The sequence below is a fragment of the Desulfogranum mediterraneum DSM 13871 genome (genome assembly GCF_000429965.1).
GTDB classification, from domain to species: domain Bacteria; phylum Desulfobacterota; class Desulfobulbia; order Desulfobulbales; family Desulfobulbaceae; genus Desulfogranum; species Desulfogranum mediterraneum.
The window spans coordinates 93762-112198 of record NZ_AUCW01000015.1; the positions used below are offsets into that span (position 1 = coordinate 93762).

Consider the following 18437-nt stretch of genomic DNA (forward strand, 5'->3'; position numbering starts at 1 on the left):
GGATCAGTTGCTCCTCTCCCGGACGCCAGGGCCGCCGGGTCTGCGATGGCCGATGGTGGAACGAACCTTGATATCGGTCTCCACCAGCGGCTGGCATAGGCCGGAGGAGAACCTGCTGCTGACATCGGTGCGCCTGAGATTGACCAGGAGGTCATCACTGAAGGCCATGGCATTTTTTTGAAAGATCAGGATATCGGTGGAGCTCCCAGGTCGATAGACACTCTTGGCCGCCCCCTTGATCACGGTCATGCCCTTGGTTACGGTGCGGGGCTGGTCGTAACGGATACTGCTGTAGCACTGCCGGATGTCCCCGATCATCAGGGCAACGACCTCGATCATGGCCACCAGGCCCACCAGGCTGCCGCCCTCCACGTTGGTATCGATGATGGTGACCACCCGCCGATTCTTGGCATGGAGCGAGGCCAGCGAAACGATGGCCCTGGGGTTGCAGGAGTGATAGTGCCCGTCCAACTCATAGATATCCACCACCCTGCCGGTGACCGGCAGGTGATTGTAGTGATACTTGTCCGGGGTCAGGCGAAAGACGGCAAAATCGCCGCCAGCAAAACAGGAAAACCAACGCTCCTTGGGACCAAGCAGTTCACGGGCCGAGAAGAACTTTTCCTTGATAAAGAGTTCAGGCGTGCGGGCAAAGGAACCCAGCAGGACCTTGCTGTCCGCCGGAGAGACGATGGCGGTCGGCGAGGGATCCATGGGCCGGCAGTCCCAGTAACGGATCTGTCGTTCAAAGACCTTTCTCGGGGTATCCAGCCGCTCGACCGGGAGCAGGCAATCGCGCCAGTCAGCCCCGATCTTGTTGAGCATCGCCAGGCCGCTCGTCTTCCCGGGCCTGGTCAGCAGGTCATAATGAAGAAAGCCCAGCAGGCTGGAGACCTGCCTGGAGGTCAAGGCCTTGAACAGGGTGGGGGCATGTTCCCGAACCCTGCTGTAGATAAGATGGACAGAGCGGTCGGCGATCAACTCTTCGCTGACGACCTCGCCGGTCTCGCGGACAATGTATTGATGGGTAAGCATGATACTGATTATAAAATATTTTTTTACCGAGTTGCCTCAAGACGCCCTTCCTGCTCCATGATCAGCAGAAAGAGAAGCAGCAGTTGATGCAGTTCCTTTTTGGTGGCGCTGCCATTCATGACCTTCCGGCCGGCTGCACCAATATACCGATCCGCCCTGAGCGGGCCGATAAGCCGCTCTTTCAGCCGGGAGATCTCTGCAGCAGGTTCGCCCTCCAGGACGGCAGCATCGCTGATCAGGGTCTGCAAGCCCTCCTCCATATGCAGGCTGCAGAGCTCTGTACGGTAATAGTGCTCCGCGGCAAGGTTGAACTCGCTGGCCTCGGTCTCCAAGGGACTGCTCAACTGCTGGTGGCTGTTGACCACCCCTGAGGTGAGGATCTCGTTGGCCGTCGACCGACGCTGGTGGATCATTCCCTCCAGGGTTGCCAGGTCATCCAGGTAGCCTGCTGCTGCCGGGGCCTTGAGGGCCGCACGCCGGAGAAAGAGGATACAGGCCTTGAGGTAGGCCGGAACCTCTACCCTGAGATAGCCTTTGTAGCGTCTGCTGCGCCGCTGCCCATCCGCCAGGGCCAGAATCCGGCCGAGGAGGAGATTGGAGCTCTGTTCCCTGACATAAAAGGTGGGGATGCCGATGGCGGTATTGAACAGAACCTGCCGCCGTTCACTCTCGATAAAGGGGCTGTCCGGGATATGATCATGCCTAATCTCCCCTGTCCTCACCCACTCATAGGCCAGGGCCGTGACCAGGGCCTGGATGTTGGCCGCCATGGCCAGGGACTGGCGGTAGTCAGGAAAGAGGGAGTAGTGGCGGCCTTCAAAACCGCTGAAGCCGTAGGAGGCCTGGTCACGGAGCCGGTAGGGCAGATAGATGGTCATCCTGGGATCAAAGATACCCATGGCAAAGAGATCTTTTTTCAGGATATCCTGATTGTTGACGCTGCCGTCCAGGGCCGGACTCGCCTCCAGACTGCGCAGGGCCACCAGATAGTTGATCAACCTGCTGTCCGGGAGATAATCGCCCTTGAGCCCCAGGGTCCTGCTCAGCAGACGATCGATCCATTCAGGGCCCACCGGGGTACAATCGTGGCCACAGAAGCTGAGATGCGCCTTCTTCTTCCATCGCCGCCAGATCATACGCAGATGGGTGGCATCCAACTGGTGCGGCAGAAAGCCCAGGACCTTTTCCGGATGAAAGTCGGCAAAGGCCAGACGATAGGGGGCACCACTGCAGGTGGTTACAAACAGGGGCAGAAAGTGTTCGACAATTTTGACCACCAGATCACCGAAGTACTTTTCATACTGGATTCCGCTGAAACCCTTGCTGTCGGCATAGCATTGGCTGAGGGTCTTGGAGCCCAGGGTGATATGGGTGCCGTTGTTGGCCAGGGAGGTACTCGAGGTGTTAGGCAGGACCACCAGGTTGTTGGTCAGGATCCCTGCCTCCTTGAGGCTGGCAATGGTGTTGAGTTGGCTGCGGCAGAGGGTCCGGTGACAGAGCCCCATATAGCCCCGCTTCTCCTCCCCCCGGGGCCAGCCAGAGAGACAGGGATTTAAAAACAAGTCACAGTAGAGTTCATCGGAGATCAGGCTGTTGAGCCGTTGCTGCCGTACCGGCGGATTTGGGGCAGAATAGATGTGAATGGCCTGACCGTGCTCCTTGAGCCGGAACTGCTGTTCCGCATAACGGACCAGCAACTGAATGAAGAAAAAGCGTCGACTCCCCTCCCGGGCCAGCCCCTCTCCCGGTAGGCTGGTCTCAGTGCCGCTGCTGAGGTTGAACGAGGTGATTTCCGGAGAGATATTATCGCTGATAAAATGACGCATCACCTGCCTGGCCCTGGCCTGCAGGGATGAGCAGGGGGCTTCCAGCTGGCCCACGGCCTCTGCCAGGGAAATCTTCAGGAGATAGCTGATGGGAATACGCAGCCAGCGCACTCCGCCCTGCTCGAGCAGGAAATCGGCCAGATCCCGGCGGCGCCCGGCCTGGGGCTGATTTTTATCCGCCAGAAAGTCGTGCTCCAGTACCGAGGCCGCATAGGGACCGAGCAGATCACGGGGAATCCTGATCCAGGAGTTCTCCCAGACCTGCTGCTCTTCCTCTTCAACAAAGCTGCGCAGTTCGCTGACCGACTGGGAGGGCAACTCCCCCTGGGCGGCCCGCAGCATCAGATTTTTGTAAAAGCTGGACTGGATCAGGGAGAGGGCCAGATCGACCTCCTCTTTGCCCCCCTCCACGGCGACCTGGAGTTCATTCTCCATGCCGGCGGTGACGTCTTGGGGGGCAAAGAAGCACTCCTCATACTGTCGGAGTTGCTGGCAACGAAAGGCCTCGGCCCCGTCATGAAGGTCTACGGGGGCCGAGGGCTGGCTAAGGGTCCCTGGGACAGGCAAAGGTCGGCTCATGGGGCTGCTCTGGCTCTTCTAGGTTTAAGGCTGGGGTTGAAGGCTGGGGTTGAGTTCAACTGACAGTCAGGACCTTAGCCGGTCCGTGTTAGTCCGGGATTAAACCTGGATTAGCCCCCTGTTAGCCCAATGCTAAGACCTGGTCAGGATCTCCTCGGCGAGCATGGCCCGCCAAGGGTGATGGTTGAGCCGGGAGGAAAGGTGGGAAGCTTACAGGGAAGAAAACCAACATGAGCAAGGGGGCCTGGCCACTCCTCCGGCAGGACTCAGAGGGCGGCCCGATACCACTGGAGATAGTGATCGACACTGGCAGCATGGTCAGGTAGCGAGAAGGCGGTCCATTGCGACGGCCGCCTGGCGGACAAATCAGAGAGGGATGGAGGGAGCTGGCCAGCTCAGGCTGCAGGGCGCGATATAGGCGGCCACGCTGCTGCTGATCAGGGGGGGAAAGCCGGCAAAGACCATGGACTGTAAGCGCCGGTGGGAGCTCCCCGCCCCCACCACCCGGGGGGGCAGCGAGCTCAGTTCACAGCCAACAGTGGTTGCAGCGTAGCCCGGCGCCGTTACCCTACGATCATGGCCTGGTTATGATGTGATTATCTTCTCCGCGAACATTCCCGGCAGAGGATCCCCCTGGCAGGGGATCCCAGCAAGAGCTAGACTTTAAACTGTTTCACCATCACGTTGAGCTGTTCCGCCAGGGTGGAGAGTTCTTCGGCACTTCCCTGGACCTGGCTGCTGCCGCTGTCCACCTCGGTGGAGGCCTGGCTGATCATCCCGATCTCGCTGGCGATATTACTGACCACCGTGGTGCTGCGGGCCACGCTCTCATTGACCTCGGCAATCCCCTGGGAGGCCTGGGCAACATTTTGGGCGATCTCACTGGTGGCCGTGGCCTGCTCCTCCACGGCAGAGGCAATGGTATTGGTCACCTTATCAATGTCTGCAATGATTCCCGTGATGGCATCCATGTTGACCACCGTTGACTCGGTGGTCGACTGCATCTCTCCAATCTGATTCTTGATATCCACCGTGGCCGCTGCGGTTTGCTTGGCCAGCTCCTTGATCTCATAGGCAACCACGGCAAAGCCCTTGCCTGCCTCTCCTGCCCGGGCCGCCTCTATGGTGGCATTGAGGGCCAGCAGGTTGGTCTGTTCTGAGATCTCGGTGATGGTTTCGGTGACCTTGCCGATCCGGCCGGCACTCTCCCCCAGCTGGTTCATCTTCTCTGCAGCAGCCTGGGAGGTACGCACCGCCTCCTGGGAAATGGAGCGGGCCTTTTCCGCACTCCTGGCAATCTCATCCACCGTGGAGGTCATCTCTTCGGTGGCAGAGGCCACCATGCTGGTATTGGCGGCAGACTGCTCCATGGCAGCGGAAACCGAGTTAATATTTGCGTTCATCTCCTCGGCGGCCCCGACCACCGTCTCTGTCTTCTCCGAGGTCTCACCTGAGGCGGTTGCCAGCTGATTGGAGACACTGGCCAGTTCGGTGGAGGCGGCCGAGAGGGTACCGATCCCCTGACCGATATCACCCACCATGCCCCCAAGCTGCCTGACCATATCATTCAGGGCCTGGGACATGACCCCGATCTCGTCCCGGCTCTTTACCTTCATACTCGAGGTGAAATCCCCCTGGGCTAGATTTCCTACAAAATCAACAGCTTGCCTTATGGGAACAGTGATGGAATGGGTCAGAAAAAGCGAAAAAAAGATCCCCACGACAAGGGCGGCAGAGGCTATGGAGAGCATAATCCGAATCGCCTTACCGCTCTCTGACTGCAGCAGGGGACCCAAGAGATCCTGTTCCGACTTCACCGAAAGCTTGACCTCTTCCACGTCGCTGGCCATCTCCGGTCCGATGGTGTAGAGCCCCCCGGTGGTGATCCTGTTGCGCTCTTGAATGATCCGGGTAAGTTTCTGGAAGCTCGCCAGGTATTCTTTGCTCTCCCCGCTGAGCCCGCTCATCACGCTCACCAGGTTGCTGCCGGCCCCTGCCTGTTGAAGAAGCGCACCCTGTTCCAGCAGATGGGCAAACTCCTGCTCAACCCGTAAGGCGTCTTCCCTGCTGTTGGCCAGGAGATATCGACTGGCATAAAAACGGGCCATGGCCAGATGATGTACGGCAGCGCTGCCCCCATGGATCAGACGAACATTCTCTGTATCCAGTGCAGCTTGCAGCAACCGGGACGCCCGCTGTTCCATCTTGGCACCCAAGGGTGCCAGGGACTCTTCCACAATCCTGTCCCGCTCGGAGATAAGCTCAACCACCTGCGCCACCTGCTCCTCATAGGTAGCGACATCTCCTGCAGTCTTCCTGATCAACGCAGCCCGTTGGGGGGCGACGATCTCTTCCTTGGCCTCTGCCAGGAAACTGTGCATCAGTTTCAGATGCTCGTGGTAGTGGCCGATATCCTCGGGACTGCCGCTGCGAAGAAAACCCTCTACATCCATCCGAGCCTTCAACATGTTGGCCTGAAGCCGCCCTGCCAGGTTGGCATCGCGGGCCAGCTCACGGTAACTGACAAAGCCATCGGTCACCGCCCGTAGCCCCTTCCAGGAGGCCAGAGAAATAATCAGCAGTAAGAGCAAGACCACCGAGAAACCACCCCCTATCTTCATTGCCAGAGATATCTTCTTCATTTCTCCTCCGTTTACGACTCCTTGTTTCTCAAATATGGAATCCCCTTTCACAGGGATCTGGTTATCTACTGTTACCAGCTGATGGTCAGAGGATATTGCCAGGGATCTGTTTCCTAAGATTCGATGGATCCCATGGCCAGCAGTTCACGGGGCCCCAGCTTCCCCCTCCTGGAGAGCGTTCTCATCCACAGGGAGATAGATCTTCATGGCAGTCCCCTCTCCCGGTTCACTACTGACCACGATGGTGCCGTTATGTTTACTGACAATGCCGAGGGTAACGGATAATCCCAGGCCGGTCCCCTGGACCGGCCCCTTGGTGGTGAAAAAGGGATCAAATATTCTTTTCCGGAGTTCTGGAGAAATCCCCGGACCCGAGTCACCTACCGCCAACTCCAGATACCTGCCCGACTCGATGGCTTTTCCGTCCACTCCATAGATCTCCTGGTCCACCGTTATCTCCCGAAGCCCGATGGAGATCTGACCGTAATCGTTGCCTATGGCCTGGTGAGCATTGGTACAGATACTCAAGAGCACCTGGTGGATCTGGTTGGCATCGGCCAGGACGGCACCGCAATCGGAGCCAAGCTCTACCTCCAGTTCAATGGTAGCAGGCAGGGTGGAGCGAAGGAGCTTGACCGCCTCCGTAACAATGGGTTGCAGCAGAATCGGCCGCAGGGCCTCCTGTCCCTGTCTGCTGAAGGTGAGGATCTGCCTGATCAGGTCGGCGGCTCGATTGCCGGCCTGGAGGATCTGCCTGACTTCATCGCAGAGAGGACTCTCTGCAGGGAGTTTTACCCGCATAATCTGGGCAAAGCCTAAAATCGCCGTCAGAATATTGTTAAAATCATGGGCAATGCCCCCGGCCAGGGTGCCGATGGCCTCCATCTTCAGAGCCTGATGCAGTTGTCGCTCCAGGTTGGTCCGATCCTGTTCGATCCGTTTTTTTTCACTGATATCCAGGCCCAGGGCCAAGAATTTTGCTGAGCCGTTGACCTCGATAAGCTCCCCAAAGTAGAGGCAGGTCACCCTGGTGCCGTCTGCCTTGTAGATCTCCAGCTCCAGGTCTTCAAAACAACCCTCACGTTCCAGGACCATCCTCATCCGCTGCCGGTCTGCTGCGCTGACATAGCCCAGTTCAACGGAGCTGCGACCGATCAGTTCTTCTTTGGAGTAGCCGCTAAAACGAAGCAGCGTATCATTGACCTCCAGGAACCGCCCGCTCTCTATCTCACTGATACTGACAAAGACGGGCAGACGGCTGAAGGCCTCCCTCAGGAAGGCCTCCCTCTTGCTGCGTTCGGTCGTGTCCCGGGAGATGCCGATGACACTCATCACCTCACCTGTACAGGAGAGCTCCGGGGCAAGGAGGAGCTCAAAGCAACGGGCTCCTGCGGGAGTTTCGGTCTCATAGGAAACCCTGCGCCGAGCCCCACAGATAAAGACTTCTGCAATGCCCATATCGATGCGTTGACTTATCGTTCTGCAAAGTCCTAGTTCCTCTTGGGTCCTGCCCACAACCTTTTCCAGAGGAAGGCCGAGACGATCGCAGGCCACAGGATTGGCGTAGATACGGCGACACTGCTCATCAAATCGGGTGATGGCATCGCTGCTGTGGGTGACGATGGCCTCGAACTCCCGCTCTTTTTCCCGTAACAGGGCCAGGGACTTTTTCAGGGTGCAGCGCATGGTGTTGAGCGCAGCGACCACATGGTCAAGCTCATCGGCCCGCTTCCCGAGACCACGTTCCAGGACCAGCGCGGTCTCCAGGTTGCTCAGATCAAGGGAGCTGGAATAGCTCGCCACCCTGGCCAGATGCCTGCCCACCAACAGCTGGAACAGGCCAAAGAGGAGGAGAGCAGCCACCATGGACAAGATAAGGACAATACTGATCATTTTCAGACCAGACTGTGCCAGGATGCCTGAAAAGTCGGCAGCCTCCACCCCAAGGGTCAAGGCGCCCAGGGGAACCTGGAGATCCTGGAGATCCCCATCGGGGTACCAGAGCGGAATGCTTCGCCTCTGAATGGACCGTCCGTCCCCCCTCCCCAGCTCCATTTCGCCCCTTCCCTCCCGGCGGAGCCCCACCTCTTCGACCCCAGGTAGCCGGCCGACTCGGCCGATGATGGCTGCCATAGCCTCCTGCTCATGCTGCAGGAGTGGCTGGGTGTGGGGATACTCAACCCTCAGGCGTAGCCCCTCCAGGAGGAGTTCCCGGTGCTGGCGGCTGTGGAGGACCTCCAGATAGAGATAGAACGAGGCCAGGACGGAACCGACAAGAAAGAAAACGAAAAACATTGCTGCTCCGAATCTGCGCCCGATAGAGCAATGCGGCCGGCCGGCCGAGCCATGGGATTTCATCATTATTTGCACCATCAGAATACGTGCTCCCTTCACTCAAATCTCACCTGAGAGGACCACCCCTGGACAACCGATAACCGGGACCTGCAACCAACAGGGCAAGCGCCTGCCCTGAGTTACTCTGGGGCCAAGCTGACCAGAAAATATGAACAAAAATGAAACATAACTATTTAAGAGGATATCCCAACCTCCCCCTCGATAACAAGAAAATCCAACCAAAAAACAGCCCATTGCCCAATCCAGCCAGCTCCTGATCACCCTGCAGGCCCTGTCGGCCAACGACTTTCCCCATATCCCCAGGCCAGAGGGAAACGATCTTTCCCCTGCTCGCTCCCCCTGCTTGGGCGACAGCCAGAGATTCCCTGCACTCTCTTTCTCCTCAAATCCGGACTCAGGCGCATGAACAACTTGAATAATCAACTTGAATAATAGGATATTTTGTTTAAACTCAGGCCATCCGGAAAAATGTACCTCTGGCTTCCTCTTTTGGGGATAGCTTTTCGGGCAGCAGGCCGATAGCGGGCAACAGTGCAAACCCTTAGCCTGTCTGGAGGGGAAAACCCGGCCGTGGGAGGGAAAACCGATGCAGAACCGATGCAGTTGGCTGAGCGGCCGGTGATCTGGAAGCGGGAATCCAGCCGGGGCAGGATAAAGGAGGAGCACACCATGGGGACCACGAAAGAGCAGGCCGGCATAGCCGGATTACGCGTACTGGACTTTACCGGAGAACTGGGCCCCTACGCGGCAAAGATGTATCTGGGCTTTGGGGCCGAGGTCATTCATCTGGAGCCCATGGGCGGCGATCCCCTGCGCAGGATCGGCCCCTTTTATCGGGGCAAGGCCGGAACAGAGCGGAGCCTGCCCTTCCTCTACTACAACGCCGGCAAACGGGGGCTCGCCCTGGACCTGCACCAGCAGCAGGGACGTGCCATCTTCCGCCAGTTGGTGGCCCGATCCGAGCTGCTGCTGGAGAGCTGTGCCCCGGGCTACCTTGGCGAGCTCGCCCTGGACCACCCGCGGCTCGCTGCCATCAATCCCCGCCTGGTGCACACCTCCATCACCCCCTTTGGCCATACCGGCCCCTACCGCAACCTTCCAGGTTCTGATCTCACCTGCTCGGCCATGGCCGGTTTTCTCTACCTGGCCGGGGTGGAGAACGAGCCGCCGGTGCGCCCCTGTGACAACCAATCCTACCGTATGGCCGAGGCCTATGCTGCTGTGGGCAGTTCCATTGCCCTGTTCCATGCCCAACGCACCGGCGAGGGCCAGTTTGTGGACGTGGCCTGCATCGAGGCCGTGGGCATGGCCCTGGAAAACAGTGCCCAGTACTGGGACCTGGAGGGTAGCCTCCGCCGCGGCGGAGGCCGGGAAGCCGGCAACGGCACCATCCACCCCACCAGGGACGGCTATGTCGTGCTGGTGGCCATCATCGGCCGCAACCGCAACATGTGGAAACGTTTTCTCCAGTGGCTGGAGGCGGAACAGGTTCCGGAGCGGGAGCTCCTGGCCGGGGACCAATGGCTGGAACCCGCCTACCGCAGCTCCAGCCAATCCTACCAGACCTTTTGCCGCATCTTTGAGCGGTTTTCCAGCAGCCAGGACAAGCTCAGCCTCTATGAACGGGCCCAGGCCGCCATGGTGGCCCTGAGTCCTGTCAGTACCGGCAAGGACCTCCTGGAAAACCCGCAACTCAAGGCCAGAAAATTCTGGCAAACCCTGGACCACCCGGAACTGGGCGGTGCGGTGGTCTATCCGGGGCCGCCCTATGAGTTGGGTCGTATTCCCTGGACCTTGGGAGGCCGGGCTCCGGGATATGGGGAACATAGCAGGGAAATCCTCGAGGAACTTGGCTACAGCGAACAAGAGATCAGCCGGTTGGCAAGGAAGGAGGTTATTCATGTCGGTTAAAAACAAGGCCTCGCAGGAGGAGCGAGGAACAAAGGGTGCTCTGAAAGGGATCGTGGTCTGTGATTTTTCCTGGGTCGGTGCCGGCCCCATCACCACCAATATCCTGGGCCAATGCGGGGCCACCGTCATCAAGATTGAGAGCAGCAGGCGACCGGACCTGCTTCGCAGGGGCGGCCCCTTCAAGGATGGGATCGCCGAAGGGTTGGAGCGCAGCGGCTACTTTGCCAACCGCAACCCGGGCAAGCAGTCCATTGCCCTGAACATGAGCGACCCCAAGGCCAGGGAGGTGGCGGTACGCCTGATCAAAAAGAGTGATATCGTCATCAACAACTTCCGGGTGGGGCAGATGGAGAAATGGGACCTGGGTTGGGAGGCCGTCAGCCGGATCAACCCCAGGATCATCTATGTGACCATGAGCCTCCAGGGGACCAGCGGTCCCCACAGCCGTTACATGGGCTTCGGGGTCAACCTCAACGGCCTCTGCGGCTTGACCGCCACTGCCGGCCAACCCGGAGAAACACCCTTTGGCACCGGTACCAACTACACCGACCACGTGATGGTGCCCGGCCACACCATCTTTGCCATCATGGCTGCCCTGCTCCAGCGGGAGGCCACCGGTAGAGGCCAGGCCGTGGCTGTGAGCCAGCTGGAAGCGGCCCTGGCCATGAAGCCCAGTGATGCCATGGCCTGGGCCGCCGGCGCAGGCGCCCTGGAAGCCATGGGGGCCGGAGATCCCCAGGCAGCGCCCCACGGAGTCTTCACCACCCTGGGCTACCGCCGCTGGCTGGCCCTGGCCGTCCGCAGCCAAACACAGTGGCAGCAGCTCAAGAAGATCATGGCCCAGCCGGCCTGGGCGGAAGAGGAACGTTTTTCCACCCTGGCCCTGCGCAAACAGCACGAGCAGGAGCTCAATCAACACCTGGAAGAGTGGACCAGCCACCAGTACGGCGATACCCTGGCAGACCAACTGCAGGAGCAGGGTATCCCGGCTGCGCCGGTCAACGACGCCCGTGACGCCATCGCCGACCCCCAACTTCGGGCCAGGGGCTTCTGGCACTATCTGGACCATCCGGTCATGGGCACCACCCTCTACAACCGGGCACCGCTCTGCTTTTCAAAGACTCCGGTACAGATGACCAGGGCCGCCCCCCTCTTGGGTGAGCATACCCAACAGGTCCTGCAAGAGATGCTGGACTACAGTGAAGAGGAGATCCGCCGGCTGGCTGACCAGGGGGTTCTCTCCTGATTGCGACAGCAAGCCGGCAGGAGGAGATCCAAAAGATCGGCCTCCTCCTGCAGAGACGAGAAAAGCTCCCCCGGTACGACCATATGGAGCGCCATAACAAAGGCCAGGATGGTTCCATGGGGCAACCATCCTGGCAGACTTAGACCTTAAACTGCTGCACCATCATATTGAGCTGCTCCGCCAGGCAGGAGAGCTCTTCAGCACTTCCCTGGACCTGACTGCTGGCGCCGTCCACCTCGGTGGAAGCCTGGTTGATGCTCCCGATCTCTTCGGAGATATCACTCACCACCACGGTGCTGCGGGCGATGTTCTCGTTGACCTCCGCGATCCCCTGGGATGCCTGGGCAATATTCTCGGCAATCTCGCTGGTGGCCGTGGCCTGCTCCTCCACGGCAGAGGCAATGGTGTTGGTGACGTTATCAATGTCTGCAATAATCCCGGTGATGGCATCCATATTCTCCACCGTTGCCCCGGTGGTCGCCTGCATATCTTCAATCTGGTTCTTGATATCCACGGTGGCCTCTGCGGTTTGCTTGGCCAGTTCTTTGATTTCATTGGCAACCACGGCAAAACCCTTGCCTGCCTCTCCTGCCCGGGCCGCCTCAATGGTGGCATTGAGGGCCAGCAGGTTGGTCTGTTCCGAGATCTCGGTGATGGTCTCGGTGACCTTGCCGATCCGGGCGGCACTCTCCCCCAGTTGATTCATCTTTCCGGAAGCAGCCTGGGAGGTACGCACCGCCTCTTCGGAGATGGAGCGGGCCTTTTCCGCACTCCTGGCAATCTCGGCCACCGTGGAGTTCATCTCTTCGGTGGCCGAGGCCACCATGCTGGTATTGGCAGTTGACTGCTCCATGGCCGCAGATACCGAATTGATATTTGAGTGCATCTCATCGGCTGCCCCGACCATCATCCCTGTTTTCTCTGAGGTCTCACCGGAAGCGGCAGAGAGCTGGTTGGAGATACTGGCCAGCTCGGTGGAGGCGGCCGAGAGCGTCCCGACCCCCTGGCCGATATCGCTCAACATGGCCCCAAGCTGTTTGACCATATCATTCAGGGCCTGGGACATGACCCCGATCTCATCCCTGGTCTCTACCTTCATGACCCCGGAAAAGTCTCCCCTGGCAAGATTTTCTACAAAATCAACAGCATGCTTAACAGGCCCGGTGATGGAACGGGTCAGCAAGATGGAGCAGGAGAGCCCCACGACCACGGCCAGAGAGGCCATGACCAGCATAAAGCGGATGGCCTTACTGCTCTGGGACTGCAACAGGGGCCCCAGGGCATCCTGTTCCGACTTCACCGAAAGCTTGACCTCCTCGACCTCGGCAGCCATCTCCGGTCCCAAGCTGTAGAGTTTCGCGCTGGTAAGCAGATTACGCTGCTCGATGAACTCAACAAGTTCCTGGAAACTTGCCAGGTATGCCCTTGTCCGGCCACTGAGTTCCTTGACCAGGACGCCATCAGCGCCAAGGGCGGCAAGCTCCTGGCTACCTCGCTCTTGGTCGAGAAGGTAGCCAAGTTCCTCCTCAACCTGGGCAGCATCCTCTTGACGGTTGGCCTGGAGATACCTGGTCACGGCAAGACGAGCCCGGCCAAGATGGTGGAGGGCGACCCCGGCCCCATAGACCAAGGGAAGCTGGCGCGACGTTCGAGCGGATTGCATCAGCCCGAAAAGCCCCTGTTCCAGCTCATTGCCCAAGGGGATCAGCCGCTCCCTCAGGATCCTGTCCCGCTTGGACACCAGACTGACCACCTGGGCCACACTCTTTTCATAATGGCCGAGATCTTCTCCAGCCTCCTTAAGCAGAGCGGCTCGTTCTGGAGCGACAATTTCCTCCTTGGCCTGTTGCAGAAAGCCCTGGGTCTGCTGCAGGTGCTCCTGGTAGCGGCCAATATCCTCACCACTTCCACTGCGAATAAAGGCCAAGACATCCATCCGGGCCTGCAACATATGGGCCTGGAGCCGTCCAGCCAGGTTGGCATCACGGGCCAGTTCCCGATAGCTGAGAAACCCATCGCCCAGCCCCTGTATGCCCTTCCAGGAAGCCAGGGAAATAAGCAGCAGCAACAGCAACACCAGCGAGAAGCCGCCCCCTATCTTCATTGCCAGAGATATCTTTTTCATTTTTCCTCCTTAAAACAGATGTTATCGTACAACGAGGGTTCAGCCTTCTTTAGGCTCTCCTGATCGTCATTGACTGTAAAATGCAGATAGGTATATCGGGGTAGATCCCTTGGCTGTGCGGTGTACATCCCCCGGACCACCCCTGCCACCTCGGCAATGTCCCTGTCCGAAAAGGTAAGGAATCGCGGACTCAGCCCCTGACTCTGGCCAACAAGCTCCCTCTGCTGGTCATCAAGAATCAGCACAAGCCGGTAGTCGCGGAGCTGATCACCCTCATCGAGTAAGGCCTGCAGGCCCTCGGAGGAGGCGGCAAAGAGGATAAGGATATCGCCGCTCCGCAGGCTCAACCCATTGCCCGATGAAAAACTGTCCTGGGGAGGCAGGAGAAGTACTTCTGGTGTACCGAGATCTGCTCGCAGTCGGTTATAGAGGTCGCAGTAGAGTTGCGACTGCTCAACGGTATAAAAAAATATATTCACGCCTGATATCCCCTGGACAAGATGGATGCACCCCTGTGGACGCCCACTGGGTCTAAGCACCATTCATGCCTGATCAGCCCTGCACGATTTTTTCCTGCAAATCACGTATTGTCGAGGGGATAACAGCTTCAGCTTCCAAGGGGCGATAATGACGGGTCTCATTTTTCAGACCGCAAGGGGGGAGCGACAGGGATTACAAGAGAGAAAGACGAGCGCTAAGACAGCGATCTGAAACGCAACAGCGGAACTGAGGGGGAAGAGGTCCGCCCAGGAAGAGCGGCGGCAGGATCCAGTCTCGTTTTGTAGACTGTCTACTTTACGAGACCGAAGCGGGTTTGTTTTTGCGCAGGAGTTGGTAGAGGCGGGCCCTGGAAATAGCCGATACCTGGCAGGCCTTCTTGATATCGCCTCCGCAATAGCTCATCAGTTGCGCCATATACTGTGATTCCATGGCCGCCTTGTACTCTTTCCAGGACAGGGGTTTTTCCAGATTAGGGCCTGGAGCCGGCGCAGCAGCTCCAGGGGAGCTGCTGAGCTTTGAGCGGGCTCCGCTGATCCGCAACTCTTGGGGCAGGTGAAAGGCAAAGAGGGTCTGATGCTGGCTGGCCCGGGCAAAGACCTCTTCCAGCAGCTGCTTGAGCTCACGGATATTGCCAGGCCAGCCATAGCCTTCCAAATGTTCGACGAACTCGGTGCTGAGCGCCTTGGGCGGGATCTGCCGCCGCTCGCACAAGCGGCTAAGGATATGGTGGGCAAGGTCGTGGATATCTTCGCTGCGCTGGCGCAGGGGCGGCAGGGTTATGGCAAAAGAACGGAGCCGAAAGAAGAGATCCTCACGGAATTTGCCTGCCTGTACCTGTTGCTCGAGATCACAGTTGGTCGCAGCCACCACCCTGAAATCCGAGCTGTTCTCTGTGGTGGAACCAACCGGCCGGTAACGGTGTTCCTGGAGCACCCTGAGAAATTTCTTTTGCAGCTCAAGGGGCAGTTCCCCTATCTCATCGAGAAACAGGGTCCCCTGATCGGCAAGTTGGATGAGGCCGAGGGAACTGGTATCTGCCCCGGTATAGGAACCCTTGAGATGACCGAAGAGGGTGCTTTCGATGAGGGTATCGGGCAGGGAGGCGCAATCCACCACCACAAAGTTATGCGCTGCCCGTTCTGAATTGAGATGGAGGGTTCGGGCAAAGACCTCCTTGCCTGTTCCTGTTTCCCCGGTGATGAGCACCGCTGCATCAGAGGATGCGGCATGGGCAAGCTGGTCCAGGCAGGCGTTGAGGGCTCCACTGTTGCCGACAATCCCCTCTCGCTTCAAGGCAACAGGGAGGGCAGGACAACGTTTCTTTTCCTCCCTATACTGCAGGGCCCTGGTCAGGGGCAGCAGCAGGTCTCTGAGGACATGGGGCTTCTCCAGATAGCTCCAGGCCCCCGAGGAGATCGCCTTTTGGGCACCATCGGAATCTCCTGATCCGGTCATGATAATGATCTCCGGCGCAGCAGGGGCCGCCCTGAAGCGGTGTACATATTCAAGGCCGTTGCCATCGGGGAGTCGCACATCCAAAAAGACCACCTCACAGCCCTCGGCAAAGGCCAGTTCCAGACCACGCCCCAGGGTGGTTGCACTCCGGCAGGAGTAGCCGGCATCGTTCAGCCGGCCGGTGAGCATGGAACAGAGCACCTCGTCATCATCAACGATCAGGATATCAGCCATCTGCCAGACTCTCTCTGATTATTTTTGCCAGCTCCCAGCCCACCACTGGTTTGTCCACCAGGGCAGAGATACCGATGGACTCTGCCTTGGCCTGATTCAGGGAGTCGCTGTAACCGGTACAGAGAATAATCTTCATCTCCGGACGCAGGGCTAAGATCTCCCGGGCCAGGGCAGCCCCGGTCATCACCGGCATGGTCATGTCGGTGACCACCAGATCGATGGTATCTGGATTGCTCTGAAAGAAATGCAAGGCCTCCTGACTGGAGAGAAAGGAGGTGACCTGATACCCTATGCCCCCCAGGGAGCGTTCCAGTATCTCTACCAGCAGAGGTTCATCATCCACCAGCAGGATATGCTCGTCTCCGCCATAGGGTTCCAGCCCCTCCTCCTGAACCGGCTGAAAGCAGGTCTCTGTGACCGGGAGATAGATCTTCATCACCGTGCCGCTCCCTGACTCGCTGTTGACCACGATGGCCCCATTATGTTTGGTGACAATCCCCAGGGTGACCGATAATCCCAGTCCGGTTCCCTGAACCGGTCCCTTGGTGGTAAAAAAGGGGTCAAATATTTTTCTCTGCAGTTCCTTTGACATCCCCGGGCCGGAATCCTGGACCGCCAACTCGAGATATCTGCCTGGCTCAATCAGTTTGCCGTCCACCCCATAAACGGCCTCCGCCATGGACCGTTCCTCCAGCCTGATGGTGATACGACCATAGTCATGGCCTATGGCCTGTTGCGCATTGGTACAGAGATTCAGGAGGACCTGATGAACCTGGGTGGCATCGGCAAGGACCGTGCCACAGCCGGAATCGACGCTCACCTCGAGTTCAATGGTGGTCGGCAGGGTCGAGCGCAGCAGTTTGGCCACCTCTTTGACTATGGGCTGCAGTTGCATCGGCTGCAACTCTTCCTGGCCCTGTCTGCTGAAGGTCAGGATCTGCTTGACCAGGTCCGCGGCTCGATTACCGGCCCTGAGGATCTGATTGATATCATGGCTGAGCGGACTCTCGGCAGGAAGTTTCTCCCGAACGATCTGGCCAAAGCCCAGGATAGCGGCAAGAATATTGTTAAAATCATGGGCAATACCTCCGGCCAGGGTGCCGATGGCCTCCATCTTCATGGCCTGGTGGAGCTGTCGTTCCAGATTGGTCCGTTCCTGTTCGATCCGCCTCTTTTCACTGACATCCTGAGCAAGGGCCAACAGTTTCCTGGAACCGTTCACCTCGATAATTTCACCATAGTAGAGGCAGGTCAGCCTGCTGCCGTCTGCCTTGTGGACCGCTATTTCCAGGTCTTCAAAATAGCCGTCACGATCCAGCATGGTTTTCATCTCCGCTCGATCGCTGGCATCGAGATAACCCAGCTCAACGGAACGGTGGTTCAGGAGCTCTTCCTTGGAGTATCCCAGCAGACGGGTAAAGGTCTCGTTCACCTCCAGAAACTCTCCTGTCTCAATCTCTGTGATGCTCACCAGTACGGGCATATGCTTGAAGGCTGCCCTGCGGACAGCCTCCCCCTCCTTGCGCTCGGTCATGTCCCGGGAGATCCCGATCACGCTGTTCACCTCACCCTCACTGGAGAACTCGGGGGTGAGGAGCAACTCAAAATACCGCACTCCGCCGCCGCCTCTGGTCTCGTAGGATACCCTGCGGGGAGAGCCGCTGGTGAAGATCTCACCAATGGCCCGATTGATCAGCTCCCGCTCCTCCTGGGAAAAACCAATATCCTCCTGGCTCTCGCCCCCAAGCTCTTCCCGGGGAAAGCCCAGATGACGGCAGGCGGCGGGATTGGAGTAGAGCCGGCGACCTTGACTGTCAAAACGGATGATATCGTCGCTGCTGTTGGTGACAATGGCCTCAAACTCCCGCTCCTTTTCCTGCAAAAAGGCCAGGGACTGCTGGAGGGTGCGGCGCATGGAGTTCAAGGCGCAGACCACCTGATCAAGTTCATCGGCCCGTCTTCTGCCGGCAGAACGATCCAGGACCAGGGGCGTGTCCAGGTTGCTCAGGTTTAAGGATCTGGAATAGTCGGCCACCTGGACCAGATGCCTGCCCACCAGAAAATAAAAGAGGCCAAAGAGAAAAAAGGCCCCGACCACCGCCAGGCCCGCGACCACACCGACCATCTTGAGCCCCACCTTCCCGGCCAGGCTGGAGAAGCTCTCCAGCTCAACCGAAATGGTCAGGACTCCCAGGGAAATCTTCCTGGTGTGCTCGAGATAGCTGAGGGGATAGCTGCGGCGCAGGGATGAGGGATCAGCTTCCCCCTCACCCCGGATAGCCGGATAGCTGTTTTCGTCGACCAGCACCTCCCTGACCCCAGGAACCCTGCGGGCCTGGGCCACGATGGCGGCAAGTTCCTCCTGGTCGTTCTCCCAGAGTGCCCTTGCCAGGGAATATTCAATACTCAGGCGGACATTGTCCAACAGCTGCTGCTGGTCCTGTCGACTGTGAACCAGGTCGAGATAGAGGAGGAAGCAGGCCAGCAGGGAGCCTGCAAGAAAAAAGAAGAGGAACATGGCAACACCG

10 protein-coding genes are annotated in these 18437 nt (G+C 58.6%); 2 read left to right on the plus strand and 8 right to left on the minus strand.

What is annotated here, in order from left to right; genetic code table 11:
* Positions 1-3: 3 nt before the first annotated feature.
* The 4 genes from G494_RS22425 to G494_RS25270 form a co-directional block, all read right to left on the minus strand.
* Positions 4-1035 carry a phosphatidylserine decarboxylase gene (locus tag G494_RS22425; RefSeq protein ID WP_208597647.1) on the minus strand — a complete coding sequence of 344 codons (1032 nt, stop codon included), beginning with the start codon at positions 1033-1035 and terminating at the stop codon, positions 4-6.
* Positions 1036-1058: 23 nt separating this feature from the next.
* Positions 1059-3440: a hypothetical protein gene (locus G494_RS22430; protein WP_153305796.1), complete on the minus strand. Its 2382-nt coding sequence runs from the start codon at positions 3438-3440 to the stop codon at positions 1059-1061.
* Positions 3441-4096: 656 nt separating this feature from the next.
* A complete protein-coding gene (locus G494_RS27600) occupies positions 4097-6082 on the minus strand; it encodes a methyl-accepting chemotaxis protein (RefSeq protein WP_051305506.1) in 1986 nt (661 codons plus the stop codon).
* Positions 6083-6226: 144 nt separating this feature from the next.
* Positions 6227-8377 carry a PAS domain-containing sensor histidine kinase gene (locus G494_RS25270; RefSeq protein ID WP_028584071.1) on the minus strand — a complete coding sequence of 717 codons (2151 nt, stop codon included), beginning with the start codon at positions 8375-8377 and terminating at the stop codon, positions 6227-6229.
* A 657-nt stretch (positions 8378-9034) separates the two neighbouring features.
* On the opposite strand from G494_RS25270, the gene G494_RS0107715 reads away from it, so the two are divergent.
* The gene (locus tag G494_RS0107715) at positions 9035-10348 is read left to right on the plus strand and encodes a CaiB/BaiF CoA transferase family protein (protein WP_232362507.1); all 1314 of its coding nucleotides are present in this window, start codon (positions 9035-9037) and stop codon (positions 10346-10348) included.
* Positions 10338-11594: a CaiB/BaiF CoA transferase family protein gene (locus G494_RS0107720; protein WP_051305507.1), complete on the plus strand. Its 1257-nt coding sequence runs from the start codon at positions 10338-10340 to the stop codon at positions 11592-11594. The genes G494_RS0107715 and G494_RS0107720 overlap by 11 nt, the downstream gene beginning before the upstream one ends.
* Before the next feature lie 139 nt (positions 11595-11733).
* Here the strand turns inward: G494_RS0107720 and G494_RS25275 are convergent, their stop codons facing one another.
* From G494_RS25275 to G494_RS25280, 4 genes are all read right to left on the minus strand, one after another.
* Positions 11734-13719 carry a methyl-accepting chemotaxis protein gene (locus G494_RS25275; RefSeq protein WP_051305508.1) on the minus strand — a complete coding sequence of 662 codons (1986 nt, stop codon included), beginning with the start codon at positions 13717-13719 and terminating at the stop codon, positions 11734-11736.
* Positions 13716-14198 (minus strand): hypothetical protein, encoded by a 483-nt coding sequence (locus tag G494_RS0107730; protein ID WP_153305797.1) that lies wholly within the window; start codon positions 14196-14198, stop codon positions 13716-13718. The genes G494_RS25275 and G494_RS0107730 overlap by 4 nt, the downstream gene beginning before the upstream one ends.
* A 316-nt stretch (positions 14199-14514) precedes the next feature.
* Complete coding sequence (locus G494_RS0107735) at positions 14515-15909, minus strand: sigma-54-dependent transcriptional regulator (protein ID WP_028584075.1); 1395 nt, start codon at positions 15907-15909, stop codon at positions 14515-14517.
* Positions 15902-18427 (minus strand): PAS domain-containing hybrid sensor histidine kinase/response regulator, encoded by a 2526-nt coding sequence (locus G494_RS25280; protein WP_051305509.1) that lies wholly within the window; start codon positions 18425-18427, stop codon positions 15902-15904. Before G494_RS25280 ends, G494_RS0107735 begins: the two co-directional genes overlap by 8 nt.
* Positions 18428-18437 lie beyond the last annotated feature (10 nt).